Origin of the sequence: Lelliottia jeotgali (assembly GCF_016771845.1) — a bacterium.
Classification (GTDB): Bacteria; Pseudomonadota; Gammaproteobacteria; order Enterobacterales; family Enterobacteriaceae; genus Enterobacter; species Enterobacter jeotgali.
Window position 1 is genome coordinate 585,165 of record NZ_JAENMQ010000001.1, and the last position, 24,286, is coordinate 609,450.

Annotated in this window: 23 protein-coding genes; 10 read left to right on the forward strand and 13 right to left on the reverse strand. The window is 51.6% G+C overall.

Features of this window, described 5'->3' with window-relative positions:
- Positions 1 to 18: 18 nt before the first annotated feature.
- Genes sirB1 through hemA form a run of 5 tightly spaced genes read right to left on the reverse strand, consistent with a single transcriptional unit; the run spans position 19 to position 4,430 of the window.
- Entirely contained in the window at positions 19 to 828 is an 810-nt protein-coding gene (sirB1, locus tag JBO43_RS02840) for an invasion regulator SirB1 (protein ID WP_095282274.1), read from the reverse strand.
- 2 nt (positions 829 to 830) lie between these two features.
- Entirely contained in the window at positions 831 to 1,223 is a 393-nt protein-coding gene (gene sirB2 / locus JBO43_RS02845; RefSeq protein WP_095282275.1) for an invasion regulator SirB2, read from the reverse strand.
- Positions 1,220 to 2,050, reverse strand: a complete 831-nt coding sequence (gene prmC, locus JBO43_RS02850) for a peptide chain release factor N(5)-glutamine methyltransferase (RefSeq protein ID WP_202673681.1) — start codon at positions 2,048 to 2,050, stop codon at positions 1,220 to 1,222. The genes sirB2 and prmC overlap by 4 nt, the downstream gene beginning before the upstream one ends.
- Complete coding sequence (gene prfA / locus JBO43_RS02855; protein WP_095282277.1) at positions 2,050 to 3,132, reverse strand: peptide chain release factor 1; 1,083 nt, start codon at positions 3,130 to 3,132, stop codon at positions 2,050 to 2,052. Before prfA ends, prmC begins: the two co-directional genes overlap by 1 nt.
- A 41-nt stretch (positions 3,133 to 3,173) precedes the next feature.
- Positions 3,174 to 4,430 (reverse strand): glutamyl-tRNA reductase, encoded by a 1,257-nt coding sequence (gene hemA, locus JBO43_RS02860; protein WP_095282278.1) that lies wholly within the window; start codon positions 4,428 to 4,430, stop codon positions 3,174 to 3,176.
- 210 nt (positions 4,431 to 4,640) lie between these two features.
- On the opposite strand from hemA, the gene lolB reads away from it, so the two are divergent.
- The 4 genes from lolB (at position 4,641) to dauA (ending at position 8,994) form a co-directional block, all read left to right on the forward strand.
- Positions 4,641 to 5,252 carry a lipoprotein insertase outer membrane protein LolB gene (gene lolB / locus JBO43_RS02865; RefSeq protein ID WP_095282279.1) on the forward strand — a complete coding sequence of 204 codons (612 nt, stop codon included), beginning with the start codon at positions 4,641 to 4,643 and terminating at the stop codon, positions 5,250 to 5,252.
- Complete coding sequence (gene ispE / locus JBO43_RS02870) at positions 5,249 to 6,118, forward strand: 4-(cytidine 5'-diphospho)-2-C-methyl-D-erythritol kinase (RefSeq protein ID WP_202673682.1); 870 nt, start codon at positions 5,249 to 5,251, stop codon at positions 6,116 to 6,118. The genes lolB and ispE overlap by 4 nt, the downstream gene beginning before the upstream one ends.
- Positions 6,119 to 6,243: 125 nt before the next feature.
- On the forward strand, positions 6,244 to 7,191 hold the full coding sequence (gene prs, locus JBO43_RS02875) for a ribose-phosphate diphosphokinase (protein ID WP_012017724.1): 948 nt from the start codon (positions 6,244 to 6,246) through the stop codon (positions 7,189 to 7,191).
- 123 nt (positions 7,192 to 7,314) lie between these two features.
- Positions 7,315 to 8,994, forward strand: a complete 1,680-nt coding sequence (dauA, locus tag JBO43_RS02880) for a C4-dicarboxylic acid transporter DauA (protein ID WP_095282281.1) — start codon at positions 7,315 to 7,317, stop codon at positions 8,992 to 8,994.
- Between the two features lie 96 nt (positions 8,995 to 9,090).
- Here the strand turns inward: dauA and ychH are convergent, their stop codons facing one another.
- Positions 9,091 to 9,366, reverse strand: coding sequence for a stress-induced protein YchH (gene ychH / locus JBO43_RS02885; protein ID WP_095282282.1), 276 nt, complete (start codon positions 9,364 to 9,366; stop codon positions 9,091 to 9,093).
- 271 nt (positions 9,367 to 9,637) lie between these two features.
- On the opposite strand from ychH, the gene pth reads away from it, so the two are divergent.
- From pth to JBO43_RS02900, 3 genes are all read left to right on the forward strand, one after another.
- A complete protein-coding gene (gene pth, locus JBO43_RS02890) occupies positions 9,638 to 10,222 on the forward strand; it encodes an aminoacyl-tRNA hydrolase (protein WP_202673683.1) in 585 nt (194 codons plus the stop codon).
- Positions 10,223 to 10,348: 126 nt separating this feature from the next.
- Positions 10,349 to 11,440, forward strand: a complete 1,092-nt coding sequence (gene ychF / locus JBO43_RS02895) for a redox-regulated ATPase YchF (RefSeq protein WP_095282284.1) — start codon at positions 10,349 to 10,351, stop codon at positions 11,438 to 11,440.
- A gap of 144 nt (positions 11,441 to 11,584) precedes the next feature.
- Positions 11,585 to 11,935: a DUF1304 domain-containing protein gene (locus tag JBO43_RS02900; RefSeq protein WP_202673947.1), complete on the forward strand. Its 351-nt coding sequence runs from the start codon at positions 11,585 to 11,587 to the stop codon at positions 11,933 to 11,935.
- A gap of 294 nt (positions 11,936 to 12,229) precedes the next feature.
- On the opposite strand, the gene JBO43_RS02905 is transcribed toward JBO43_RS02900, so the two are convergent.
- The 6 genes from JBO43_RS02905 to JBO43_RS02930 form a co-directional block, all read right to left on the reverse strand.
- Complete coding sequence (locus tag JBO43_RS02905; RefSeq protein ID WP_202673684.1) at positions 12,230 to 13,132, reverse strand: hypothetical protein; 903 nt, start codon at positions 13,130 to 13,132, stop codon at positions 12,230 to 12,232.
- 22 nt (positions 13,133 to 13,154) lie between these two features.
- Positions 13,155 to 14,120, reverse strand: coding sequence for an HNH endonuclease (locus JBO43_RS02910; RefSeq protein ID WP_202673685.1), 966 nt, complete (start codon positions 14,118 to 14,120; stop codon positions 13,155 to 13,157).
- 312 nt (positions 14,121 to 14,432) lie between these two features.
- A complete protein-coding gene (locus JBO43_RS02915; protein WP_202673686.1) occupies positions 14,433 to 15,344 on the reverse strand; it encodes an alpha/beta fold hydrolase in 912 nt (303 codons plus the stop codon).
- Between the two features lie 700 nt (positions 15,345 to 16,044).
- Complete coding sequence (locus JBO43_RS02920; protein WP_202673687.1) at positions 16,045 to 19,383, reverse strand: DEAD/DEAH box helicase; 3,339 nt, start codon at positions 19,381 to 19,383, stop codon at positions 16,045 to 16,047.
- Between the two features lie 414 nt (positions 19,384 to 19,797).
- Positions 19,798 to 20,418 (reverse strand): hypothetical protein, encoded by a 621-nt coding sequence (locus JBO43_RS02925; RefSeq protein ID WP_202673688.1) that lies wholly within the window; start codon positions 20,416 to 20,418, stop codon positions 19,798 to 19,800.
- Positions 20,419 to 20,855: 437 nt separating this feature from the next.
- Positions 20,856 to 21,254 carry a MerR family transcriptional regulator gene (locus tag JBO43_RS02930; RefSeq protein ID WP_202673689.1) on the reverse strand — a complete coding sequence of 133 codons (399 nt, stop codon included), beginning with the start codon at positions 21,252 to 21,254 and terminating at the stop codon, positions 20,856 to 20,858.
- 70 nt (positions 21,255 to 21,324) lie between these two features.
- On the opposite strand from JBO43_RS02930, the gene JBO43_RS02935 reads away from it, so the two are divergent.
- A complete protein-coding gene (locus JBO43_RS02935; RefSeq protein ID WP_202673690.1) occupies positions 21,325 to 21,846 on the forward strand; it encodes a DUF2938 domain-containing protein in 522 nt (173 codons plus the stop codon).
- A gap of 35 nt (positions 21,847 to 21,881) precedes the next feature.
- Entirely contained in the window at positions 21,882 to 22,772 is an 891-nt protein-coding gene (locus JBO43_RS02940) for an oxidoreductase (protein ID WP_103946029.1), read from the forward strand.
- A gap of 10 nt (positions 22,773 to 22,782) precedes the next feature.
- Here JBO43_RS02940 and JBO43_RS02945 read toward each other — a convergent pair whose 3' ends face one another.
- The gene (locus tag JBO43_RS02945; protein ID WP_103946030.1) at positions 22,783 to 23,103 is read right to left on the reverse strand and encodes a cupin domain-containing protein; all 321 of its coding nucleotides are present in this window, start codon (positions 23,101 to 23,103) and stop codon (positions 22,783 to 22,785) included.
- Positions 23,104 to 23,368: 265 nt separating this feature from the next.
- Between JBO43_RS02945 and JBO43_RS02950 the strand changes: the two genes are divergently transcribed.
- Positions 23,369 to 24,205 (forward strand): alpha/beta fold hydrolase, encoded by an 837-nt coding sequence (locus JBO43_RS02950; protein WP_103946031.1) that lies wholly within the window; start codon positions 23,369 to 23,371, stop codon positions 24,203 to 24,205.
- Positions 24,206 to 24,286: the final 81 nt, after the last annotated feature.

Below are 24,286 nucleotides of genomic sequence, written 5' to 3' on the forward strand. Positions count from 1 at the left end.
TGTGAATCGGAATTAAGATTAATGCAGTGTAATTTGTTTGTGCGCGATCGCGTTGATCTGCGCACGGATCATTTCGCTTATCGGATCTTCCGGGCACTGCTCAACAAAGTAGTTCAAATCATTGAGCGCTACGTGCTCACATTCCAGCTGCGCGTAGATAAGGCCACGGTCACGGATCTCATATGGATCTTCCGGATTGAACTGCAGCAGCACTTCGCTCGCACGCAGGGCAAGCTCCATCTGCCGCTCTTCCATCAGCGCCGATTTCAGCGTATCCAGCAGCTTGCGGACCACTTCAGCGTTATCCGCTTCATCGAGATCTTCGTTAAACAGTTCTGCTACCGGGCTGATATTGCCCTTCAGCCAGACATCCAGCGTGTGCTCGTCCAGCGTGTCGCCGTTAAACGGGTTGATCAGCCACATTTCGCCGTCCAGCCACTCAGCGCGCAGAATCATCTGCGTCGGGAAAATGACCGGCACCAGCGGAATATCCAGCCGGTTGGCAACCCACAGCAATACGGCCCCCAGAGCAACAGCGCTACCCTGACGGTTTTTCAGTACCTGATCCAGCCACAGCGCGTCGGAAAGACGATACACGCCGCGCGTGTCGCAAAAGCCCCATTCGCCGTAGAACAGCTCGATAAGCTTCTCCAGCTGCCAGTCCTGAGGACGCGCCTGACTGATCTCTTCACGCGCCATACTTGCCAGATTTTCCAGCTCATCGTAGACCCACTGTGAGGTGAAATCGTCGCGGATCATCTCTGAGATCAGGACCATTCCATCGCAAAGCGGTACTTTATTAAATTCGAAATCGGCTAAGGACCTCATACTTACCCCAGTAACGGTATTCTTGTGGTGGCGAGTTTAATGATGATGTACAGCACCACCAGCCCCAGCAGAAAGGCAATAAATCCGGTCTGCTGGCTGCGCGGACGACGACGTCCAAGCGCGATAAAACCCAAAACGATGTAGATGATAACGCCAAACAGCTTTTCAGTCAGCCATGTGCCTTTATCAGTAAAGGGCAGATAGCCCGTCAGCCACATTAAACCGGCGCCTGAAAGGAACAAAATCGTGTCGATGCAGTGCGGCGCAACACGCACCCATCGGGCGTTGCTCAGCGGATGATTGCTGTAACGCCACCAGTAACGCACTACAAAAAAGCTGATAGTCAGCACCACGGCAGCGATATGCAGGGTTATCAAGATGCTAAACGCGCTCATGGCAATTTCCCGAGCGTCAGGCGGTCGTTATCGCCGTAGTCACGGCAGGTTTCGACACTCTCGTATCCTGCTGCGCAAAACAGCGCACGCACCGCCTGCCCTTGCGTCCAGCCGTGCTCCAGCAGCAGCCAGCCGCCGGACACCAGATGTTCGCGTGCGCTGCTAATAATGTGTTCGATATCAGCAAGACCTTCGTTAGCGGCGACCAGCGCCGTCAGCGGCTCGAAACGTACATCACCCTGCGACAGATGCGGATCGTGTTGATCGATATACGGCGGATTGCTGACAATCATCTCAAATTGCTGATGTGAAACCGCGCTGAACCAGCTGCTGTGCAAAATCTGAACGTTGCGAAAATCCAGACGCTCAAGGTTACGCTGTGCCAGTTCAACCGCATCCGGCATCACGTCGACCGCCGTTACCTCACAATCCGGGCGTTCGCTCGCCAGCGCCAGCGCAATCGCGCCGGTGCCGGTGCCTAAATCCAGAATGCGACAGGAGCTATCAGGCAGGCGTGCCAGCGCCTGTTCCACCAGACATTCCGTGTCCGGACGCGGGATCAACGTGGCCGCTGAGACATACAGCGGCAGCGACCAGAACTCCCGCTCGCCGGTCAAATGCGCCACCGGCTCACCTGTTTTACGACGGGCCAGCAGCATTGCAAGCTGTTGTTCTTGCGCGGCGGTCAGTTGCGTCTCGCCGAACGCCAGAATAAACGTCCGCGCTTTGCCGGTCACATGTTCCAGCAAGATTTCGGCATCGCGACGCGGGCTTTCACTGGTGGAAAGCTCGCTCACGGCGGCGCGTAACCAGGCCTGAAAATCCATTAGTCCTGCTCAGCCAGCGCTGCCAGCTGATCGGCCTGGAATTCCTGCACGATAGGCTCGATCAAGGAATCGAGTTTGCCTTCCATCGTCTCGTCCAGACGGTAAATCGTCAGGTTGATACGGTGGTCAGTCACGCGCCCCTGCGGGAAGTTATAGGTGCGGTTACGATCGCTGCGATCGCCGCTGCCCAACAGGTTGCGGCGGGTTGAGGCTTCGGCCTGCTGACGTTTAGCGATTTCAGCGGCTCGAATGCGCGAGCCCAGAACCGACAAGGCTTTAGCTTTGTTTTTGTGCTGCGAACGCTCGTCCTGACACTCCACCACAATGCCCGTTGGCAAGTGGGTGATACGGATCGCGGAATCAGTGGTGTTAACGTGCTGGCCGCCCGCACCAGAGGAACGGAAGGTATCAATACGCAGATCGCCTGGGTTGATATCCGGCAGTTCAGCCTCTGGCACTTCAGGCAGGACAGCAACGGTACACGCTGACGTGTGGATACGTCCCTGCGATTCGGTCGCCGGAACGCGCTGCACGCGATGACCGCCGGATTCAAACTTCAGACGGCCATAAACGCCATCGCCGCTAATTTTGGCGATCACTTCTTTATAGCCACCGTGCTCGCCTTCGTTGGCGCTCATGATTTCGACACGCCAGCGGCGAGATTCCGCATAGCGGCTGTACATACGGAACAGATCGCCCGCAAACAGCGCGGCTTCGTCACCGCCGGTTCCGGCACGCACTTCGACAAACGCATTGCGCTCATCATCCGGGTCTTTCGGCAGCAGCAGAACCTGGAGCTGTTGCTCCATCTCTTCCGCACGGGCTTTGGCGTCCTGCAACTCTTCCTGCGCCATTTCGCGCATTTCAGGGTCGTCGAGCATCATCTGCGCAGTTTCAATATCTTCCTGAATCTGGCGCCAGTCGGTAAAACAACGCGCAACGTCACTCAGCTGTGCATATTCGCGCGACAGGGCGCGAAAACGATCCTGGTCAGCAATAGTCGCGGCATCGCCGAGCAGGGCCTGAACTTCTTCATGGCGCTCGTACAGAGCTTCCAGTTTGGCGACGATAGAGGGCTTCATAGGCGTAAATGCACCTTGTAATAGAAAATGGGTGTGTGGCGCTATTCCAGCCCGAGGCTGTTGCGCAGAAGGTTCAGGCGTTCATCATCCCCGTCACGGGCAGCCTGTTGAAGTGATTTGGTTGGGGCATGGATTAACCGGTTGGTCAGTTTCCACGCCAGGTCCTGCATAATAATCTGCGGATCGCCGCCCTGTTCAAGGGCTGCCATCGCTTTGGCTGTCAGATCGTCACGTACCTGTTCCGCCTGACCACGGTATTCGCGAATCGTCTCACTGGCGCTTTGCGCGCGCAGCCAGGCCATAAATTCGCTGGATTCTTGCTCGACGATTGTTTCTGCCTGCACCGCCGCCGCTTTACGCTGGGCGAGGTTATGCGAAATGATGCTTTGCAGATCGTCAACGCTGTATAAATAGGCGTTTGCCAGCTTGCCCACTTCGGGTTCGACGTCGCGCGGAACGGCAATATCCACCAGCAGCATGGGCTGATTACGACGCGATTTCAGCGCACGCTCCACCATCCCTTTGCCAATAATCGGCAGTGGGCTGGCGGTTGAACTGATAATAATGTCCGCGTCTTTCAGGCGTTCATCGATGTCGCTGAGGGCAATCACCTCTGCGCCCACTTCATCTGCCAATACCTGCGCGCGCTCACGGGTTCGGTTGGCAATAATCATCTGCTTGACCTTGTGTTCGCGCAGATGACGCGCCACCAGCTCAATGGTTTCACCAGCGCCGACAAGCAGCACGGTAACGGTTGAGAGCGATTCAAAAATTTGACGCGCAAGGGTACAGGCTGCGAAGGCAACGGAAACCGCACTGGCACCAATGTCGGTTTCGGTTCGCACACGCTTAGCGACGGAGAAGGATTTCTGGAACATACGTTCCAGTTCGCTGGCTTTTAAATGCCCTTTTTGAGAATCGGCAAAGGCTTTTTTGACCTGACCGAGGATCTGAGGTTCGCCAAGGACCAGCGAATCGAGGCCGCTGGCGACGCGCATAAGATGGCTGACCGCATCATTATCATGATGCCAGTACAGGCTGTTGCGCAGCTCTTCTTCGTTCAAATTGTGGTATTCACACAACCAGCGAATGAGGGCTTCATGCAGATTGTCTTGTTCTTCAACGCTCAGGTATAGCTCGGTACGGTTGCAGGTAGAGAGCACCACGCCGCCTTGCACCATCGGTTGCGCAAGCAGGCTATCCAGCGCCTGGTCGAGCGTATCCGGCGAAAACGTTACGCGTTCTCGCAGCGAAACCGGGGCTGTTTTGTGGTTGATACCGAGTGCTAAAAGGGTCATGTGAGCGGGAGTAGTACCAGCGTTAATAAGGTTAGCAGGTCGCATCATACAGGATGCGCGAGATCAATAAAAGAGAGCGCCCCCTTTCGGAGTAATTGGCCGTCCAGGCTAATTTCATGATTTAAGACAATATGAACGTAGACGCTGCCACCGCCCGGCGCTAGCATTAAGGGTTATAACTGCAACGCATCTCAAGGATTTGTCACGACTATGGCCCGATTGATTCGCTTGTTACCGCTGGCGGCGCTGGTACTCACCGCCTGCTCGATTACTCCGCCCAAGGGCCCCGGCAAAAGTCCTGACTCCCCGCAGTGGCGTCAGCACCAGCAAGAAGTACGCAATTTAAGTCAATATCAGACGCGCGGCGCGTTTGCTTATCTGTCCGATCAGCAAAAAGTCTACGCCCGCTTCTTCTGGCAGCAAACCGGGCAGGATCGCTATCGCCTGCTGCTCCTGAACCCGCTTGGCAGCACTGAACTTGAGCTGAACGCTCAGCCGGGTACCGCGCAGATCACCGACAATAAAGGTCAGCATTACACCGCGACGGACGCCGAAGAGATGATCGGCAAACTGACCGGAATGCCTATTCCGCTCAACAGTCTGCGTCAGTGGATCCTCGGCCTGCCGGGTGACGCCACGGATTACAAACTTGACGACCAGTACCGCCTGAGCGAACTGAACTACACCCAGAACGGCAAAACCTGGAAAGTGGTGTACGGCGGCTACGACAGCGCAAGCAAACCAGCGTTGCCGGCTAATATGGAGCTGACGGAAGGCGGCCAGCGTATCAAGCTCAAAATGGATAACTGGATCGTTAAATGATGACCCAATGGCCCTCTCCGGCAAAGCTGAACCTGTTTTTGTACATCACCGGGCAACGCGCTGACGGTTATCACCTGCTGCAGACGCTGTTTCAGTTTGTCGATTATGGCGACACGATTTCTATCACCCCACGTGATGACGGACAAATTCAGCTGCTGACGCCTGTCGAAGGTGTGGCGCATGAAGATAACCTCATCGTACGTGCGGCGCGGTTGCTGATTAAGGCGGCTGATGAATCACATCGTCTTCCGCCAGGAAGCGGGGCTGATATCAGTGTTGAGAAACGTCTGCCGATGGGCGGCGGTCTGGGTGGTGGGTCTTCCAATGCGGCAACCATACTGGTCGCACTCAACCATCTGTGGGGCTGTGGGCTTTCGTCTGATGAACTGGCCGCGCTGGGGCTGACACTTGGGGCGGATGTCCCGGTGTTCGTGCGGGGTCATGCGGCCTTTGCCGAAGGCGTCGGTGAGATCCTTACCCCGGCTGATCCCGCAGAAAAATGGTATCTCATTGCTCACCCTGGCGTAAGCATTCCTACCCCGGTCATTTTCAGCGATCCGGCGTTAAAACGTGACACACCTGTACGGTCAATAGAAACGTTACTAAAATGTGAATTCAGCAACGATTGCGAGGTTATCGCAAGAAAACGTTTTCGCGAGGTTGATGCGGTGCTTTCCTGGCTGTTAGAATACGCCCCGTCGCGCCTGACTGGCACAGGATCCTGTGTTTTTGCTGAATTTGACACCGAATCCGCCGCACGTCAGGTGCTAGAGCAAGCCCCGGAATGGCTGCATGGTTTTGTGGCGCGAGGGATGAACACTTCCCCGCTACAGCAGACCATTCTGGCGCAGACTGAGTTTCGGTGACAACGTCACCCTGTTCCAGACGTTGCATCGCGCTCTTTAATACACCGCCTGGATAGCGTTCGCCTGGCCCGCACAGTTTGTGGCGAATGTTATCCACCATTGGACGCATGCCTGAGGTTCTTCTCGTGCCTGATATGAAGCTTTTTGCTGGTAACGCCACCCCGGAACTAGCACAACGTATTGCCAACCGCCTGTACACTTCCCTCGGCGACGCCGCTGTAGGTCGCTTTAGCGACGGCGAAGTCAGCGTACAAATTAACGAAAATGTACGCGGTGGTGATATTTTCATCATCCAGTCCACCTGTGCTCCAACTAACGACAACCTGATGGAATTGGTTGTTATGGTCGATGCCCTGCGCCGTGCTTCCGCAGGCCGTATCACGGCTGTTATTCCTTACTTCGGCTATGCTCGCCAGGACCGTCGTGTCCGTTCAGCGCGTGTACCGATTACCGCTAAAGTCGTTGCTGACTTCCTGTCGAGCGTAGGCGTAGACCGCGTTCTGACCGTTGACCTGCACGCTGAGCAGATCCAGGGCTTCTTCGACGTTCCCGTTGATAACGTATTCGGCAGCCCAATCCTGCTCGAAGACATGCTGCAACTGAATCTGGACAACCCAATCGTGGTTTCTCCAGATATCGGCGGCGTGGTTCGTGCTCGTGCGATTGCCAAACTGCTCAACGATACCGACATGGCTATCATCGACAAACGCCGTCCGCGCGCTAACGTTTCTCAGGTGATGCACATCATCGGTGACGTCGCTGGCCGTGACTGTGTGCTGGTTGATGACATGATCGACACCGGCGGCACGCTGTGCAAAGCCGCTGAAGCACTGAAAGAACGTGGTGCTAAGCGTGTATTTGCGTATGCAACTCACCCGATCTTCTCTGGCAATGCGGTCAACAACCTGCGTAACTCCGTCATCGACGAAGTGGTCGTTTGTGACACCATTCCATTAAGTGAAGAGATCAAAGCGCTGCCAAACGTACGTACCCTGACCCTGTCAGGTATGCTGGCCGAAGCGATTCGTCGTATCAGCAACGAAGAATCCATCTCTGCGATGTTCGAACACTAATCGAACACGGCCCAAAAACCCGCTGCGGCGGGTTTTTTTGTTTATTATCTTTATTTGTATGATTAATACCTCCTTCACCTGCCATTCACATGACAGATGATGTGCTCACGGATAACGAGAATTGTGAAAAATATAACCTCCTCACACGTTCTGCCTTTTCGCGCCCTCATCGACGCCTGCTGGAAAGAAAAATACACCTCATCACGTTTTCTACGTGATGTTATCGCCGGGATAACCGTCGGGATTATTGCCATTCCGCTGGCAATGGCGCTGGCGATTGGCAGCGGCGTGGCTCCTCAGTACGGGCTATATACCTCGGCAGTTGCCGGGATTGTCATCGCCCTGACCGGCGGTTCGCGCTTTAGTGTCTCAGGCCCGACGGCGGCTTTTGTGGTGATCCTCTACCCGGTTTCCCAGCAATTTGGTCTGGCAGGTTTACTGGTTGCGACGCTGATGTCTGGGGTATTTTTGATTCTGTTTGGCCTGGCACGCTTTGGTCGGTTGATCGAGTACATCCCCCTTTCCGTGACGCTCGGCTTTACCTCCGGGATCGGTATCACCATCGGGACCATGCAAATCAAAGATTTCCTCGGTTTGCAGCTCACGCACGTTCCTGAACACTATCTGCAAAAGGTCGGGGCGCTGTTTATGGCTCTGCCAACGGCGAATCTGGGCGATGCGGCGATCGGCATCGTCACGCTCGGCACGTTAATTCTCTGGCCACGACTGGGTATCCGCCTGCCGGGGCATCTTCCTGCGCTGCTGCTGGGCTGTGCGGTGATGGGCGTGGTGAATCTTCTCGGCGGACACGTCGCGACTATCGGCTCCCAGTTCCACTATATTCTGGCGGACGGTTCGCAGGGCAACGGCATTCCGCAGCTTCTGCCACAGTTAGTGCTGCCGTGGAACTTACCCGGCTCGAACTTCACGCTGAGCTGGGATTCTCTGCGCGCCCTGCTACCGGCTGCATTCTCGATGGCGATGCTCGGCGCAATTGAATCGCTGCTCTGCGCGGTGGTGCTCGACGGCATGACCGGTACCAAGCACAAAGCCAACAGTGAGCTGGTCGGTCAGGGGTTAGGCAATATTATCGCGCCATTCTTTGGCGGTATTACTGCCACAGCCGCCATTGCCCGTTCCGCCGCTAACGTCCGCGCCGGGGCGACCTCGCCGGTGTCTGCCGTGATTCACTCCCTGCTGGTGATCCTTGCCCTGCTCGCGCTCGCCCCTCTGCTCTCATGGCTGCCGCTCTCTGCGATGGCCGCTCTACTGCTGATGGTGGCGTGGAACATGAGCGAGGCGCATAAAGTGGTGCATCTCCTGCGCCGTGCGCCGAAAGACGACATCATCGTGATGCTGATTTGCATGTCGCTGACGGTACTGTTTGACATGGTGATCGCCATCAGCGTCGGGATTGTACTGGCGTCGCTGCTGTTTATGCGCCGCATTGCGCAGATGACCCGTCTTGCACCGGTGAATGTTGAGGTTCCGGACGATGTGCTGGTGCTGCGCGTTATCGGCCCGCTGTTCTTTGCGGCGGCAGAAGGATTATTCAGCGATTTGGAATCACGTATCGCAGGAAAACGTATTGTGGTGCTGAAGTGGGACGCGGTGCCGGTGCTCGATGCTGGCGGGTTGGATGCTTTTCAGCGCTTTGTGAATCGCCTGCCGGACGGCTGCGAGCTGCGTGTCAGTAATCTGGAATTCCAGCCCCTGCGCACTATGGCGCGCGCTGGCGTCCAGCCGATCCCTGGCCGCCTGGCGTTCTACCCGAATCGCGATGCGGCGTTAGCGGATCTCTGATACAACAACGGCTCCCTGGGGAGCCGTTGTCACGATCGTTCTTTGAATTTTGTAGGCCGGGTAAGGCGAAGCCGCCACCCGGCAATAAGCATCGAGCTAGCTATGTTTATGCTGATCGCGACGGCAACGTTTGTCGTAGTGACGCACCCACCAGTATCGGTCGCTGACCTGCTCATGACCACTCACACGCGCACCTGCCAGCCACAGAACTGCACCTAAGAAGATGCTCAGAACCGCGCCATGCGCGAAGTATTGCGGGAGGTCAAGCTGCGGTAACTGGTTTAAAATAGAGTAACCCACACCTGCTACCATCACGAACAGGCCCAATCCCATTAGCACGTTACCGAGTCGTGAAGCGTTTCTGCGTTTCATATGCCACCTCCGGAACCTGGGTTGCAGGGAAAATGTCCCTAATCCTTGTGTGTAAAGTATAGACAACGGGTCTTTTATGAGTTGCGTGAATGATCACAATAATGAGTACAATCGAGACAAAAGTTTACAAATAAGCGACTGAACCGCTTGAAATTCTAATGGTTCAAATGAGTCATTATTCAATTTTCCCCCTACCTGTCGCAGAATTTTGTCAAGCGGCGCGGCAACCAGTAAACTACGCGGCAAATCTGGAATCTTTAGGAATTGAAACGTGACGATTAAACTGATTGTCGGCCTTGCCAACCCAGGCGCTGAATATGCGGCGACTCGCCATAACGCCGGTGCGTGGTATGTTGATTTGCTGGCCGAGCGGTTACGTGCCCCCTTGCGTGAAGAGCCGAAATTTTATGGCTATACCTCGCGTGTCAATCTCGCGGGAGCGGATGTGCGTCTGCTGGTTCCGACCACCTTTATGAATTTGAGTGGCAAAGCGGTCGCGGCAATGGCGACATTTTATCGCATCAATCCGGACGAAATTCTGGTCGCGCACGATGAGCTGGACTTACCGCCGGGCGTTGCCAGATTCAAACTTGGCGGCGGTCACGGCGGTCATAATGGACTGAAAGACATCATTAGCAAGCTCGGCAATAACCCGAACTTTCACCGTTTACGCGTGGGAATCGGCCATCCGGGCGATAAAAACAAAGTTGTCGGTTTTGTACTGGGCAAACCTCCTGCTTCCGAGCAAAAGCTAATTGACGATGCAGTAGACGAAGCGGTGCGCTGTACCGAGGTTTGGCTTAACGAGGGTTTAACCAAAGCCACGAACCGCCTGCATACCTTTAAAGCGCAGTAGTCGGCGCGATACGGCATTTTTACCGCGCGTGGCACAGGTTACGTGTATAATAGGCGTAGTTATTTACTTTTCTTCAATCGGTTAACACTAACGGGTTGAATATCAAGACATTAAGGTGATTTAAAGATGGGATTTAAATGCGGTATCGTTGGCCTGCCAAACGTTGGCAAATCCACCCTGTTTAACGCGCTCACCAAAGCGGGCATCGAAGCAGCAAACTTCCCGTTCTGTACGATCGAGCCAAACACCGGTGTTGTGCCAATGCCCGATCCGCGTCTGGATCAGCTCGCCGAAATCGTTAAACCACAGCGTATTCTGCCAACCACTATGGAATTCGTGGACATCGCCGGCCTGGTAAAAGGCGCGTCTAAAGGCGAGGGTCTGGGCAACCAGTTCCTGACCAACATCCGTGAAACCGAAGCCATCGGCCACGTTGTACGTTGCTTCGAGAACGACAATATCATTCACGTGAATAATAAAGTCGATCCTGCTGACGATATTGACGTTATCAATACCGAGTTAGCGTTATCTGACCTCGACACCTGCGAACGCGCTATTCACCGCGTCCAGAAACGTGCAAAAGGCGGCGACAAAGATGCTAAAGCTGAACTGGCTGCGCTGGAAAAATGTCTGCCACAGCTGGAAAACGCAGGCATGCTGCGCGCGCTGGCTTTGACTGATGAAGACAAAGCGGCGATCAAATACCTGAGCTTCCTGACCCTGAAGCCGACCATGTACATTGCCAACGTCAACGAAGACGGTTTCGAGAACAACCCGTATCTCGATAAAGTGCGTGAAATCGCCGCTGGCGAAGGTTCTGTGGTTGTTGCCGTGTGTGCCGCCGTTGAGTCGGACATTGCTGAGCTGGACGATGCCGATCGTGAAGAGTTCATGGCTGAGCTGGGAATTGAAGAACCCGGCCTGAACCGCGTTATCCGCGCGGGTTACGAACTGCTGAACCTGCAAACTTACTTCACCGCTGGCGTGAAAGAAGTCCGTGCGTGGACCATCCCTGTAGGTGCAACCGCTCCGCAGGCCGCGGGTAAAATTCACACCGACTTCGAAAAAGGCTTTATCCGCGCTCAGACTATCGCGTTCGAAGACTTCATCACCTACAAAGGTGAACAAGGCGCGAAAGAAGCCGGCAAGATGCGTGCAGAAGGTAAAGACTATATCGTTAAAGATGGCGACGTAATGAACTTCTTGTTTAACGTCTAATCGTTACCTTCTCTATGCAAAAATCCACGCTCCGGCGTGGATTTTTTGTTTGGGTATACGTCATCCAGCAAACTGGATTTGTCGCTCGACTCCCTGTCTTTATCTATACTCCACCTCACCCTTACTAAAGACAAAAGGTTACCTGTGTTCGCCACTATTCTTGTTGCGGTTGTTGCCGCCATTCATCTCTACATTCTGGTTCTCGAAATGTTTTTGTGGAATACAAAAACCGGTCGCAAGGCTTTTAATCTCAGCGCGGATTTTGCGCGCGAAACCCGCGTACTGGCCGCAAATCAGGGGATGTACAACGGATTTCTGGCGGCAGGATTACTGTGGGGCTTATGGCTTGGCGAGCGCGGTATTTCGGTTATCTTCTTCTTTCTGATCTGCGTGTTGATAGCGGGAGTTTTTGGTGCGGTAACGGCCAGCCGAAAGATTCTCTATGTGCAGGCGCTTCCGGCATTGGCCGCAATGCTGGCTCTGCTGATTCGTTGAGCGGGCCGTAAAGGTTTCTCCCCGCCGAGATCGGCTGACGGCAAGCCACGCTTTTCCAGCGCCGAATGACTGGATGGTCGTCTAATTCTTCCTCGTTTATTTCTGTTTTCACCTCGTCTTTTAGCCGTGAAAACCTTCTCCGGACGCTGTGGAATCACAACACGACTCTCTGGCGTGTCGCTGGCCCACAGCGCGTCTGGCATATTTTCACATTCCTATCTTTCTGTGCATGTCCGCTCCGTGCCAGGAGCGGACATTGCTAAGCCCGCACTGTATTAATTGTAGATGTTCGGGTTACGTGTTTTCGTTTTGGAAAAAACGCAAAAACTGAATAGTCTGCTGATTCATGGTTTCAATGGACGCCAGATGCTCAGGTTTTTTCCACTTAATACCGATAATGTGCAGCAAATCCCGGTAAAAAATGCTGAATTTCCCCCAAGGGTAAAGGATCGCTAGCTCGTTATCCATTTGTTCCAACCATGTGTGGCAATGGCTATTTAATTGAATGGTATACGTTAGTACGTCGTTATATTGCTTCTCGAGTTCTGGTTTTAGTGCGCGTAGTTTTTCATGCTCTTGCTCAACGAGCACTTCTTGGTCCTGAAAAGCGCGGGCTTTGGTCCAAGCCCCTTTTGCTGCGAAATAGATAATCGGCGCCGCAACTATCCCCCCCAGTACCAGCATACCGCCGCTCATTCCAGCTCCGCCCGCGGCGAGCGCACCACCACCGAACCAGGCTAGTGTCGCATTGGTTGCGGCGACACCAGACAACGTGCCGATAGCCGTGCCCGTAGACGCGGTGCCAATGGCTGAAACAAGCGCCCACGCGCCCAACGCCATTGAGCCGCCCATAATCCCACCAAATCCCACGCTGAGTACGCCGGAATACTGTTGATTGAATAGCTCAATACTCTGCAATGCATGCATTGCTGGCCTGGACTGTTTTTCGAGAGAGGAGGAGGTGGTCTCTAATAATTGCTCGATATTATCCAGTCTGGCTTTTACGGTTTTTAGCGTATCACCCAACTCGCTAATGCGATTATCAATCTTGGTTTTTATTAACGTTACTTCGTCATGCGTTGTTTTATAGGAAGCATGAGTGGATTCGAAACTTGCTTTCGCATGCTCTAATTCCAGCGTTCCACCGAGTGTGACAATAGCATTCGCAGTGCGAAGCCCTGCTTTTAATAATCCCATGTTGTGCCTTGTCAGGTTAAACCTAGATTGCTTTTATTATCAGGTGGGAATTGCCATACATTTCAGTAAACGTTTTCCACCTTTCGACAAGGGCTCCACGATTAACTTTGTACGAAACATGCAATTTTTTCCCATGATATCTAGTGTATTCTTTATCTTGGATCTGCGGAGCAAAGTAAATAAGTAACGAGTCCGGATCGATAGCAAATAGATCCAGATCGTACAAAGTATGCATGTCACAACGCAGTAATAGCCCATTGCTTACGTGGTTGTGTGTATCATTTTTGTATGCAGTGATATGCGCAGCTTCGAGGATATCAACGATTGCACAATCACTAACTGCGCATTGAGTCGATAGGGTTATCAAACTGTCACGAAATGCTTTTTGCCCACGCCTTTGCTTAATTTGCCGTATAACTGCTTTTCTCTGATCTTCTGCATTGAGGAGAGTATCGTCACTGTCCGCTTCGGTAGGGCTCAGTTGATTGGCTCCACCAAACAGATGATTTGCCCATTCAAAATCAATCTCTTGAATTGAACTTTGAACGTTGTAGCGTGGAGTGTTAGAAATTAAATCTGTTATGGAGACAGAATTAATGGGTTTGTAGTTTTTTTTATAGTCAGCTTTAAATTCCAATGCGGGAGCGTCTTCTACCTTCGGGTAATCAAATTCATGCCCATTACTGCAGCGCCACTCTGGTTTTTTAAATTTCCGATGGATCAACTTTGCTGGAGCGCAGCCCTCATAAGGACATCGGTTACGAATTTTTATGTATGGTGCCGATGACAGATTATCTATAACTGATATTCCCAGGACATTTTTTCTATCAGTAACTATGACAATATCCCCTTTTTTAACCTGCTTATGGTTTGGGACAAAGTTGTCATATCTGTAAAAACTAGTTGAGTCGTCGTGATAACCATTATTCCCAAAGTACCGGAGATCATCCTGACCGACTGCTTTAAAAGACCATGCCTTCTGATTCATCCTATTGATTCCATGATAAAAATAGCAGTTGAATCATAAAACAATAATTAGTTGATGAAAACAAGCAGTACACCGCTTCAGCTTGATCAGTCTAGTAACAATGACCATAAAAGATAAGACCCAACGTCCGCTCTTCGCTCTCAGCGGGCCTAACGAACATTCAGCCGTTTTGCTTCGTGTCATAAGCGGACATTACAAAGACTCATCTATGTCAGAACATCTTGATTGCTGACCTGATGTTCAGGCCAGCTAGATCAGCTGGCCGGACTTGAGATACTCCTCCAACGTCAACCTGATGTGCAAAAGCATCATTTATTGATTTAAGAATGACGCTACCGCGCTGGAAAACCGCTCTGGCTGATCAAGCATGACAAAGTGAAAACTGTCATCGATCCGCGTGAAATGAACATCGTGAGCAGAAGAATAGGATTGACGGTACATTGCATCAACTCTGGCCGCAGGAACCCCGAATAAGGCGTCATACGCGTATACGATCTCAATCGGCGCTTTGATGCGGGCGAGCTCTGGACGCAGATCGGTAGTCATCAATTCATACACAGCGTCCGCAATGGTTTTGCGATCAGAACTGAGCCCTGCCGCCACCAGTGCAGACCTCACAGCCTCGGTCTTAGCTAAACGGGCTATGGATGTTTTCTGATAAGCAACAAATTGTTCCGGCGATTGCGCCAGTATCCATTCCCTTGTAGCAATAGCATGCTGGGCAGCATTTTCGCTGGTCGCCGCAGGGTCAATCATTAACATATAGAACGGCAAAGCATCGACAACCATTAAGCGACCAACCAGATCTGGATGCTGTACCCCCAGCATTAATGCAATCTCACCGCCAAGAGAATGGCCAATGATCGCCGGAGCTTTGATATGTTGGGTGCGAATGTATCCAGCGATGGCGTCAACGACCGGAGCGATGACCTTCCCGTCTCGATTGGAAATAGCAGGTGTACTCGCAAAGCCCGCTAGCTCTAAAATGTGAACGCGGTGACTCGACTGTAAACCTAATGCTAAATTGGTCCAGATTCCGCGAGACGACGCCAGCCCCGGAATCAATATGACATCCGTTCCTGAGCCTTGCGTCTGAACGGACATAAGCTGGAAGTTCGGATGTTCTGGCGATATGGAAAGAGATTGAGCTTTAGACGTCGGGATTAAGACAGACATCAATAAAAAAGCCCATCCGAGCTTCGCACGAATATTTTTGGTATACATCAAATCTTCCTGTTTAAGCCAGCCGGCTCAATAAAAGCGGGAGCATGCACTCGGCCTGATTTATTGACCCAGTGAATGCTTACGCAGAGAAACAGGGCAACATTTAATATTAAATTCTCCACGCCCTGCGAGATTCTTGCAGCAACATTGTGAAATACATTCGTTCATCTCAAGATTCGTTACCCTCGAAGAACCTGCAAGAGTTAACTTTTCATGATGCATCAAAATAATTTCCTTAAAGAGCTTCCTTTTTGTGTTTCTTTTGACGCAGACAGACTAACGCGATGAAGGTAGGGTGCACCACCACCATATTTAGGGTTGACTCTGGTTGCTGGGATAATGTTCGAGGTGAAGAGCAATGCGCGCAGAAATAGACAGGTTAAAAGCTCCCTTCTTCCCATCAGCGAGCATCACTAAATACCACTCCCCCGATGTTAGTGATGAGTCAGCAAAGGTCCGTTCCTCGCTCATAGCAGACAAAACTGGGACATGCTATGGGCGGAATGACTCGTTCTGGCATCATATTCTTGTTTATCTGCACATCGATGTTTCTTATATTGAATCTTATGAGAAATTAACAATGAACAACGACAACACGCTATATGACAGCTCACCTTGCCTCTATTACTGACATTTACTCCCTGCCAGACCGTATTCCCCAATACCTCACTTATTTTGAGCGACCAGTTGGTCAGTTGCATCACTCCATCATATGTTCTTGAGGGAGATGGTCAGGAGAGAGAACGTCCCTGGCAGGCAAATTTTTCGCCAGCGTCGAGAAATACCGTAGCGCCTGCCATTGTGTACGATCGCCAATGACGTACAGACGCTGTTTAGCTCTGCTTACTGCAACGTTAAGCAGATTTGGACGACTGGCCGCCCACGCTCTTGCACCAGGCTTCTGCAAATTCCCCCCCAACACGAGCACCACAATATTGGCCTCTTTACCCTGAGTGGTATGAACGGTTCCCGTCTTGCGCGTGTCAAAACCTAAATGTAAAGCCAGCTGCCATAATTTCCGGGAGCAATCTTTGAAAGGGGAAATAAGAAAAACATTCTCAGGCCGAACATGGTGAATGTTTTGTAGATCGAGCAGCAATTTTTGGACAGCCTTACCCTCTTCCACAATCCAGTTTCCTTCACAATTTTTACCAACCACGTCAATCCAGCAACTCTGCGGAAGCAACGTTGTAATACGCGTTTTCCCATGAACCATCAAGCCATCATAGGCAATCCGATTGCTAATGGTGAACATCGGATCATCGCAGCGGCGATGAACTCGCAGCGGGCACCCAACCCAAATAGAACTTTTATCAGGATCTGGGAGATATGTACCTAAATCCATCGACTGGTCAGCAAGAATTTGCGCAGAAACCTCACTGGGCCACCACGATGGCGGTACAGCAAAGTGTTGGCCAAGTGAGGCTTCAACAACAGTGGGAATTCCACTTACAGGTTCCAGCTGTTTCGGATCGCCAACGACTACTGTTCTTGACGCCCGCCAAATTGCCCCTGCAGCCTGCTGAGGTAGAGCTTGCCCAGCTTCATCGATCAACAGCCACCCAATGGCTTCCCGGCCGATGTTCTTAAACATTCGAGGAATAGAAGCGAACGTAGTGGACACCACAGGGACAATAAGAGAAAGGGAATCCAACGCTAATGTTGCTTCCGCTTCGGGTAATGGTTTTCCCCTGAGCCAATCGCTGGCGAGATTAATGTTGCTGATCATCTGTGTAGGGTGATTTTCGATAAAAGATCTCTGTACATCAAGTGCAGCCAGAAACAAAGATTCTCTGGCTTTACGCCATGCTTCCATCGCCCATGGCGCAGATTTTTCCCTGATACTCTCCGATGAATTACTATCTGGCCAAAAAGACCCTAATGTGGATTTGGCCTGCTCAAGCAAATTTTCCGTTGCGTTACGACGTTCCTCGCTCTCCGTCAAAACGTCCTCAGCCAGTTGCCGCTCTTTCCTTAACACCGCGACTTTTTTAGCTGCATCAGACTGCGTTGCCTTTATTGCACTGAGGTGCTTTTGCTGTGACGAAATTTCGTCTCTGGCTGCATCACTTTTATCCGTTAATCGCCGGTATCTTTCCCACCATTCACGTTGTGAACGACCAAGTGTTGCGAGCCCTAGTAACAGCCCTGGTTTGTTAGATTCATGCTGATGCAAACGTTTCTCGGCTGCGTCGAGCTCGGCAAGTAACCCGGCACAGTGGCTCTCTTGTTGCAAAGCCTCAATATCAAAAGCTGACAGCGCCTCATTGCTACGACGTAATTTGTTAGTGCTTATTGCGAGTGTATTTGTTGCTTCGCGAATCCTATGATTCAGCAAGTTTATCTTTTCATCCAGCATTGAATAGTTGATCAGTTGTTGACGTTTCGCGTCTTCATTCTCTAGTGCCGTTTGAAAACGCGAAACTGCGTCACACCACTGCATCTGTGGCTCACGCAAACCTTCAGAGATCATTTTGAGATGATATGCCAGCCCCTCTCCGCACTGGGGGGAGAAAGTGGTCGGCCTCAATGTAATATCCTCTTTTTTTCCCTCGGGCTTACGCCACCAGAAAACATTCAAAAATCCTTCCCGATTCTCTTTATTACCTAGCCTTGCTGCCAAAAGCCCCCATCCTGGTTTTCCTATTAATTCGGAGACCAGATCGGTAAAATAATCACTCTGTTTAAGAACTGATTCTGGTACAGCCTTTTCTCCCGGTAGCTCAAGAGAAATATTCTCCACCGCACCGTTATTTGAAGAAGCGACAACAATTGCCGTGCCTTTTATTGCTGCATGCAGCTTATAATGAGGAATCCAGTTATCTCCGAGTTTGATTTTGTTCTTGTCTCCAAAAACATCATCTGCCAGAGCAATCAGTTTTTCTGCCCGTGATGTCACCACAGCAGCAACCACATCGCGAAGAAGTGTGGTTTTCCCTGTTCCCGGGGGGCCATTAACGGCAAACATTCCCGCTTGATCAGAATGTTGATTCCAAATTTCATTGACCGCTAATTGCTGACTAAAGGCCAAAGGGTATTCGGATGGCCAGGCTCCCTTGGGCACCTGAGTCGGCAAAAGCTTTTGGAAAGCTTTTTCAAGGCCCTCTGGTGATCGAATATCTGTCCGGAGTCGGTCAGGTTGCGCAATAGCGTTCATATATTCTGCAAATCCCAACCCATAATTTTTTTGTTGCCAGGCCGTACTCAGATGGCTTAATTCTCTAATGAAAAAACTGTTTAATAAATCATCCGCAACGGCTGCGGATGGTTTGCCCTTCTCATTTTTTTCGGAAGAAGTGCCACGCCTGGAGTTTTGTTCAACACTTCTGCTCCTCTCTGGCGCTTTAACCTGAATACATTTAACAAGGGCAACAACTTTTGGCGACATGGTTTCACGGGGAAAATGCGTTTTTTCAAGCACGATTTCCGCAAGCTGTATTATCCAGCGCAAATCCGCTCTGACATTTTCTTTCTCCATCCGTATGGCTTCCTCTGCAATCCATTGCATAAGGCGACGGGTTATTTCATCAAAATCAGAAAAGCCGCTGTCAATACTCGGGATGGTGTCACCGGGAACAGTAAAGCCGGAAAAATCAGCACTCCGACTTTCAGTTAAAGCCACAACACCCCGTTCATGCTGGAGAATTTGCCCGGCAGACCACACGGAAAGAGATAGCATAAACGAGTCAAATTGCGGTATACCATGTTCATTGAAACTGACATCAAAGAGGCGGCTTTGCCCATTCGTCCTGTCAGTAAAGACATCCTCATGAGGCCCAATCTTGTTCTCAAGCAACTCAGAGAGCAGTGACAATCCATACGCACCACATTGAGCGGTGTAGCGCCATACCTTGCTATCAGGCACAGGTTTGCGAGTATGATTCGGGTCTTCCCAGGGTAAGCGCGAACCAAAAGCAACCTTATAAGCCGGAGACAGCCGGTCGTCGGGATTATCCTTATCAAGTTTCTGTGGTGTTAGCGCCTCGATAGCTCTCCAGAAAGGAAAAACCTGTTGGACCTGCGTATGTTGTTGAGTCACCTAAACCTCACGTGTTACTCGTCTGCGTTATGAGAGTTAGATGCTAACTAAACATGCAAATTATTCAATAGTTCAATCAGATAACTCTAGTGAATAATGTGAAACCATTATCAAGTTTGGGTGTGAACGAGTCGGAAACAAAAATGTGTCCGTCTACTTTCAGCCGACATAAGTTAAATTCATTTCGCTAGACACTGGATATGAATACGAACAAAGGATAAAGGGTACTTCAAAGAAATTGAATATACTGGTCCGGAACAAGTAACTGGCAATCTGCCGTTTTACACTCGCCCGCTTCGATTTGCAGATAACCCGCTTTCCTCAGTCCGACAATGGCCCGAATACCCTGCCCAACCATTCCCGCTACACCTCATAGAACTAAGACAGATAGCGTTGCTCTTAACGTTATTTCTCTCATTTATCCACCTCAATATGTGCAATTGCCACCACATTGTTTTGTTGAGGTTGCCTCATTATTGGGGAAACGCGTAGGCTGATTTCGGCACTGTCGCTGGCATGCAATTTATACTGATTGATCCCGTACGGCGGCGTCAGTCCTTGTAGCCAGCTGTCGTGAACAAACATAATTGGGTCGTCTTTATTTTGCTGCATGATCTGAGCAATGCCTTGCAGCACTTCTTCTGCCAGAATCGTCGCTACCATGACGGTTGGATTAGCGGTGAGACGGGTTATGACGTCGGCAGCGGTAGCACTGGTGTTGATGACCTCTTCCAACTGCTTTCCAGCATCCTGAACGTCCGCATCGGAATCCAGCAACAAGATGCTCAGTGTAAGAAACTCCCCTGGATTTTCAGGACCGTAAAGCAGTACAGCGTTATCAGGGGTAATGAGCTGTTGGTAGACTTTTGCTCCAGGGAATGCAAAATGGCTGGCGTTCATCCGGATTGCATTGTCTTTTTTGTCCGTAGCAATCACCACAATGTAGGGATCAAGATGGTTGCTAAAATCAAACGGCTTACGTATCCGCAATGTTGTCATGAATACGGCAATATTATCTTCTTGAGGGTTGAACATAGTGTTATCTCAGCAAACTGATAAACAGGAGGAACAGTACTGTTGAGTATTTTCTTTTTTGGTCAGGATTCGATAGCACAAAAGCGTGAGCCATAAGGAAAATATCGCACTTCATTATTAGTGATGGGTTATTTTGATGAAAATACCCATTGCGTGGAGTTAAGATTATTATAAGAGGGGTTCAAATAGTCTTGAGGGGAATTCAATAAAAACGTTAGCCAAGAAGATAAGTCATATTTGTAGTCTGACTGTAAGCAGGGGGTAAAAATAGAAAATTATGATTTTAGAGACTTTTCTGCCTTTCATTAAATGATAATCCGCTCCTGACCCTTACTAAATCAGACATCCTTGCTCTGTTATTCAACACCATCCAACTATGACACAGCTCAGTCCATCAAGAAGCCAGCATCAATCCCAAAAGTTAGCCTAAGAAAAACTTACCTCACCAGACGAAGCCCTCTTGAGACAATCTTTTTGAATTCCTCACACTCGGTATGCACCGGTTGCGAACAACGCGCAGCGTGCTTCAGCCCGCGGCTTAACAGCTGCAATCTGCGAATCGTGACGTCAATTTTCCTTGATTGCTGATGAAGCAATTCGCGGTCTATCGCAATGTTACCTTTCGATCCCAGCATCGCTGCAATCTCTTCCAGAGAAAATCCTGCCGCCTGTCCCAACGTAATCAGTTGCAGTGTATTGAGCACATTCTCGTGGTATTGCCTTCTCAGACCGTTACGGCCGACAGGCTGGATCAATCTTTTCTTTTCGTAAAACCGCAATGCAGACGGCTTAACGCCCGAAAGGTCAGCAACTTCTCTAATATCCAGTTCTTTCATCGTTGACTTAAACCTAACTTTAAGTTGCACACTGAGAGACAGCTTAGCATTCCATCAGCAAGGAGAAGACATGGATATGAGTATCGTGCTTAAAACAGCCATTGTGGGGATCGGTGCAACCCTGGTTATGGACCTATGGTCATGCTTTCAGAAATACGTTATCAAGATTCCGCCGCTGAACTATGCACTGGTGGGGCGCTGGATTCTGGGATTGCCCGGAGGGACGCTCTACCATCCTAAGATCGTCTCAGAGCCGCGAATTTACGGGGAGCTGTCCACCGGCTGGGCATTCCACTATCTTACCGGGATAATATTTGCTTTTGTGCCACTGATGCTGAACGGCGCAGAATGGTTCCGTCACCCTTCTCTTACGACAGGTATTCTCGCAGGCCTATTAACACTGCTTGCCCCCTTCATGGTTCTGCAGCCCGCGCTGGGTTTTGGCATCGCAGCATCACGTACACCGCGACCGTGGCTGGCTCGTCTGCTGAGCCTGCTAACTCATCTGGCATACGGGGTTGGTCTTTTTATCGCGGCCCGCATCATGACTTTTTCCTGTTATGCGACAGGTGCCTGGATAGGAGTATGCTAAAAATAAATCTCGTTGCTTAAGAAGGAGAAAACAAGATGTCTGACCATCCCTCAGTCGCCCTTATCGGTCCCGGTGCTATCGGCACCACGATTGCCGCTGCGCTTCATGAAGTTGGCCGAACGCCCCTGCTCTGCGGGCGCACCGCGCATCCGCAGTTAATTTTGCGTCACGATGAAGGTGAAGTGACGGTGCCCGGTCCGGTATTAACCGATCCTGCGTCCGTCCGTCATCCGTTCGATTTGGTGTTTGTCGCGGTTAAAACGACTCAGGTGGCAGACTGCGCCGAATGGCTTGCCGCCTTATGTGATGAAAACACCGTCGTTTGCGCGCTGCAAAATGGCGTCGAGCAGAAAACCCAGCTCGGCCCCTGGGTCAACGGCGCCACGGTGATCCCGTCGGTGGTCTGGTTTCCGGCCCAGCGCGAGGCGGATGCTTCCGTCTGGCTCCGCGCTAAACCGCGCCTGACCCTCCCGGATATCCCGCAGGCCACACGCATCATCGATGCCCTCAGTGGCACGCGCTGTGTGGTCGAGCTGTCAGCAGATTTTACTTCCATCGCCTGGCGCAAGCTGTTGCAGAATGCCGTCGCCGGGCTGATGGTGCTGGCGAATCGTCGCGCGGGCATGTTCTCGCGGGACGATATTACAGCGCTGGCGCTGGCCTATCTGCACGAATGTCTGAGCGTCGCGCGGGCAGAAGGCGCGCGCTTAAGCGACAGTGTGCCACAAGAGATCGTCGACGGTTTCCATCGTGCCCCGGCAGATCTGGGCACCTCAATTTTGGCCGACCGACAGGCCAATCGCCCGCTGGAGTGGGACATCCGCAATGGCGTGATCCAGCGCTACGGGCAAAAACATGGCCTTCCCGTGCCCATCAGCAACGTCATCGTTCCACTGCTGGCGGCGGGTAGCGAGGGGCCGGGGTGACGTGCACGATTCAGGGGGCGGCGGGTTTTCCCTGCCCCACGTCCACCAGCAACAACACGCCAAAACTCCCCGCCGGTACCGAATGCCACGCCCCTTTTGGCACAAAATAGTACTCGCCTGCCTTGAGCGTAAACTGCTCGCCCTCCACCACCAGCGGTAGTTCTCCGTCGAGCACCAGCAGCAGCTCGTCGAAATCGTCGTGAACTTCTGGCGGAATGCCCTCTCCTCCCATCTTGATCACCTTAATATTGGCGTTCCCGACGGTTCCAAGAACGCCTGAGCGCCAGATCTCCGGCAGGCTCGCGACGACGCCCGCAATAGAGGCTTTCATTTTTCCACTCCGCTTCGTTAGATTTCACCACCTTTACCATGTCGTCAGTAATACCGTTATGATTTCATCAGGTTAGGCTTGCCGGATTTTAGCTAAGCCTTTTTAACGCTCTGGTTTACAAGGATATTCACGACCCCTTCCTGGAATTTCCTGACCCGAGAATTCAGGCAAACGGCACCGTTCTCAACTAGACTTGGAAGCTGTACTTTTCCACCTGATATCCAACCTACCCCTTCTCCTTTCACTCCACCCGAGAGGTTCAATCATGTCATTTGTCACCACCAAAGATAACGTTGAGATCTTCTATAAAGACTGGGGCCCCAAAGATGCGCAGCCGATATTTTTCCACCACGGCTGGCCGCTAAGTGCGGATGACTGGGATAACCAACTGCTGTTCTTTTTGGCACAAGGTTTTCGGGTGATCGCTTCTGACCGCCGGGGCCACGGGCGCTCAAGTCAGGTCAGCGACGGGCACGATATGGATCACTATGCGGCCGATGTCTCCGCCATCGTTGAGCATTTAGATCTGAAAAACGTGGTGCATATCGGGCACTCGACGGGTGGCGGGCAGGTTGCGCGCTACGTCGCAAAATACGGTCAGCCGCAGGGGCGTGTGGCGAAAGCGGTGCTGATCAGTGCCGTCCCTCCGCTGATGGTTAAAACGCCGGACAACCCGGGCGGCACGCCGCTGGAAGTCTTCGACGGATTCCGCCAGGCGCTCGCCGCCAATCGCGCACAATTTTATCTCGATGTGGCGTCCGGTCCGTTCTACGGATTTAACCGCGATGGCGCGGAAATTTCACAGGGCACCATCCAGAACTGGTGGCGTCAGGGAATGATCGGCAGCGCGAAAGCGCACTATGAGGGCATCAAAGCGTTCTCCGAAACCGACCAGACCGAGGATCTGAAAGCCATCACCGTGCCAACGCTGATTTTGCAGGGCGATGACGATCAGGTGGTGCCGTACAAAAATGCGAGCCTGCTTCAGGATGAACTCATCAGCAACAGCATCCTCAAAGTCTATCCGGGCTTCCCGCACGGTATGCACAGCACCCATGCGGACGTGATTAACCAGGATCTGCTGGCGTTTATTCGCAGTTAACTGAACCTCCGGTATCACCGCCCCGTGATACCGGCATTCATCACTAAAATGATGCTTATTTGTTGTTATTTCGTTAACTGC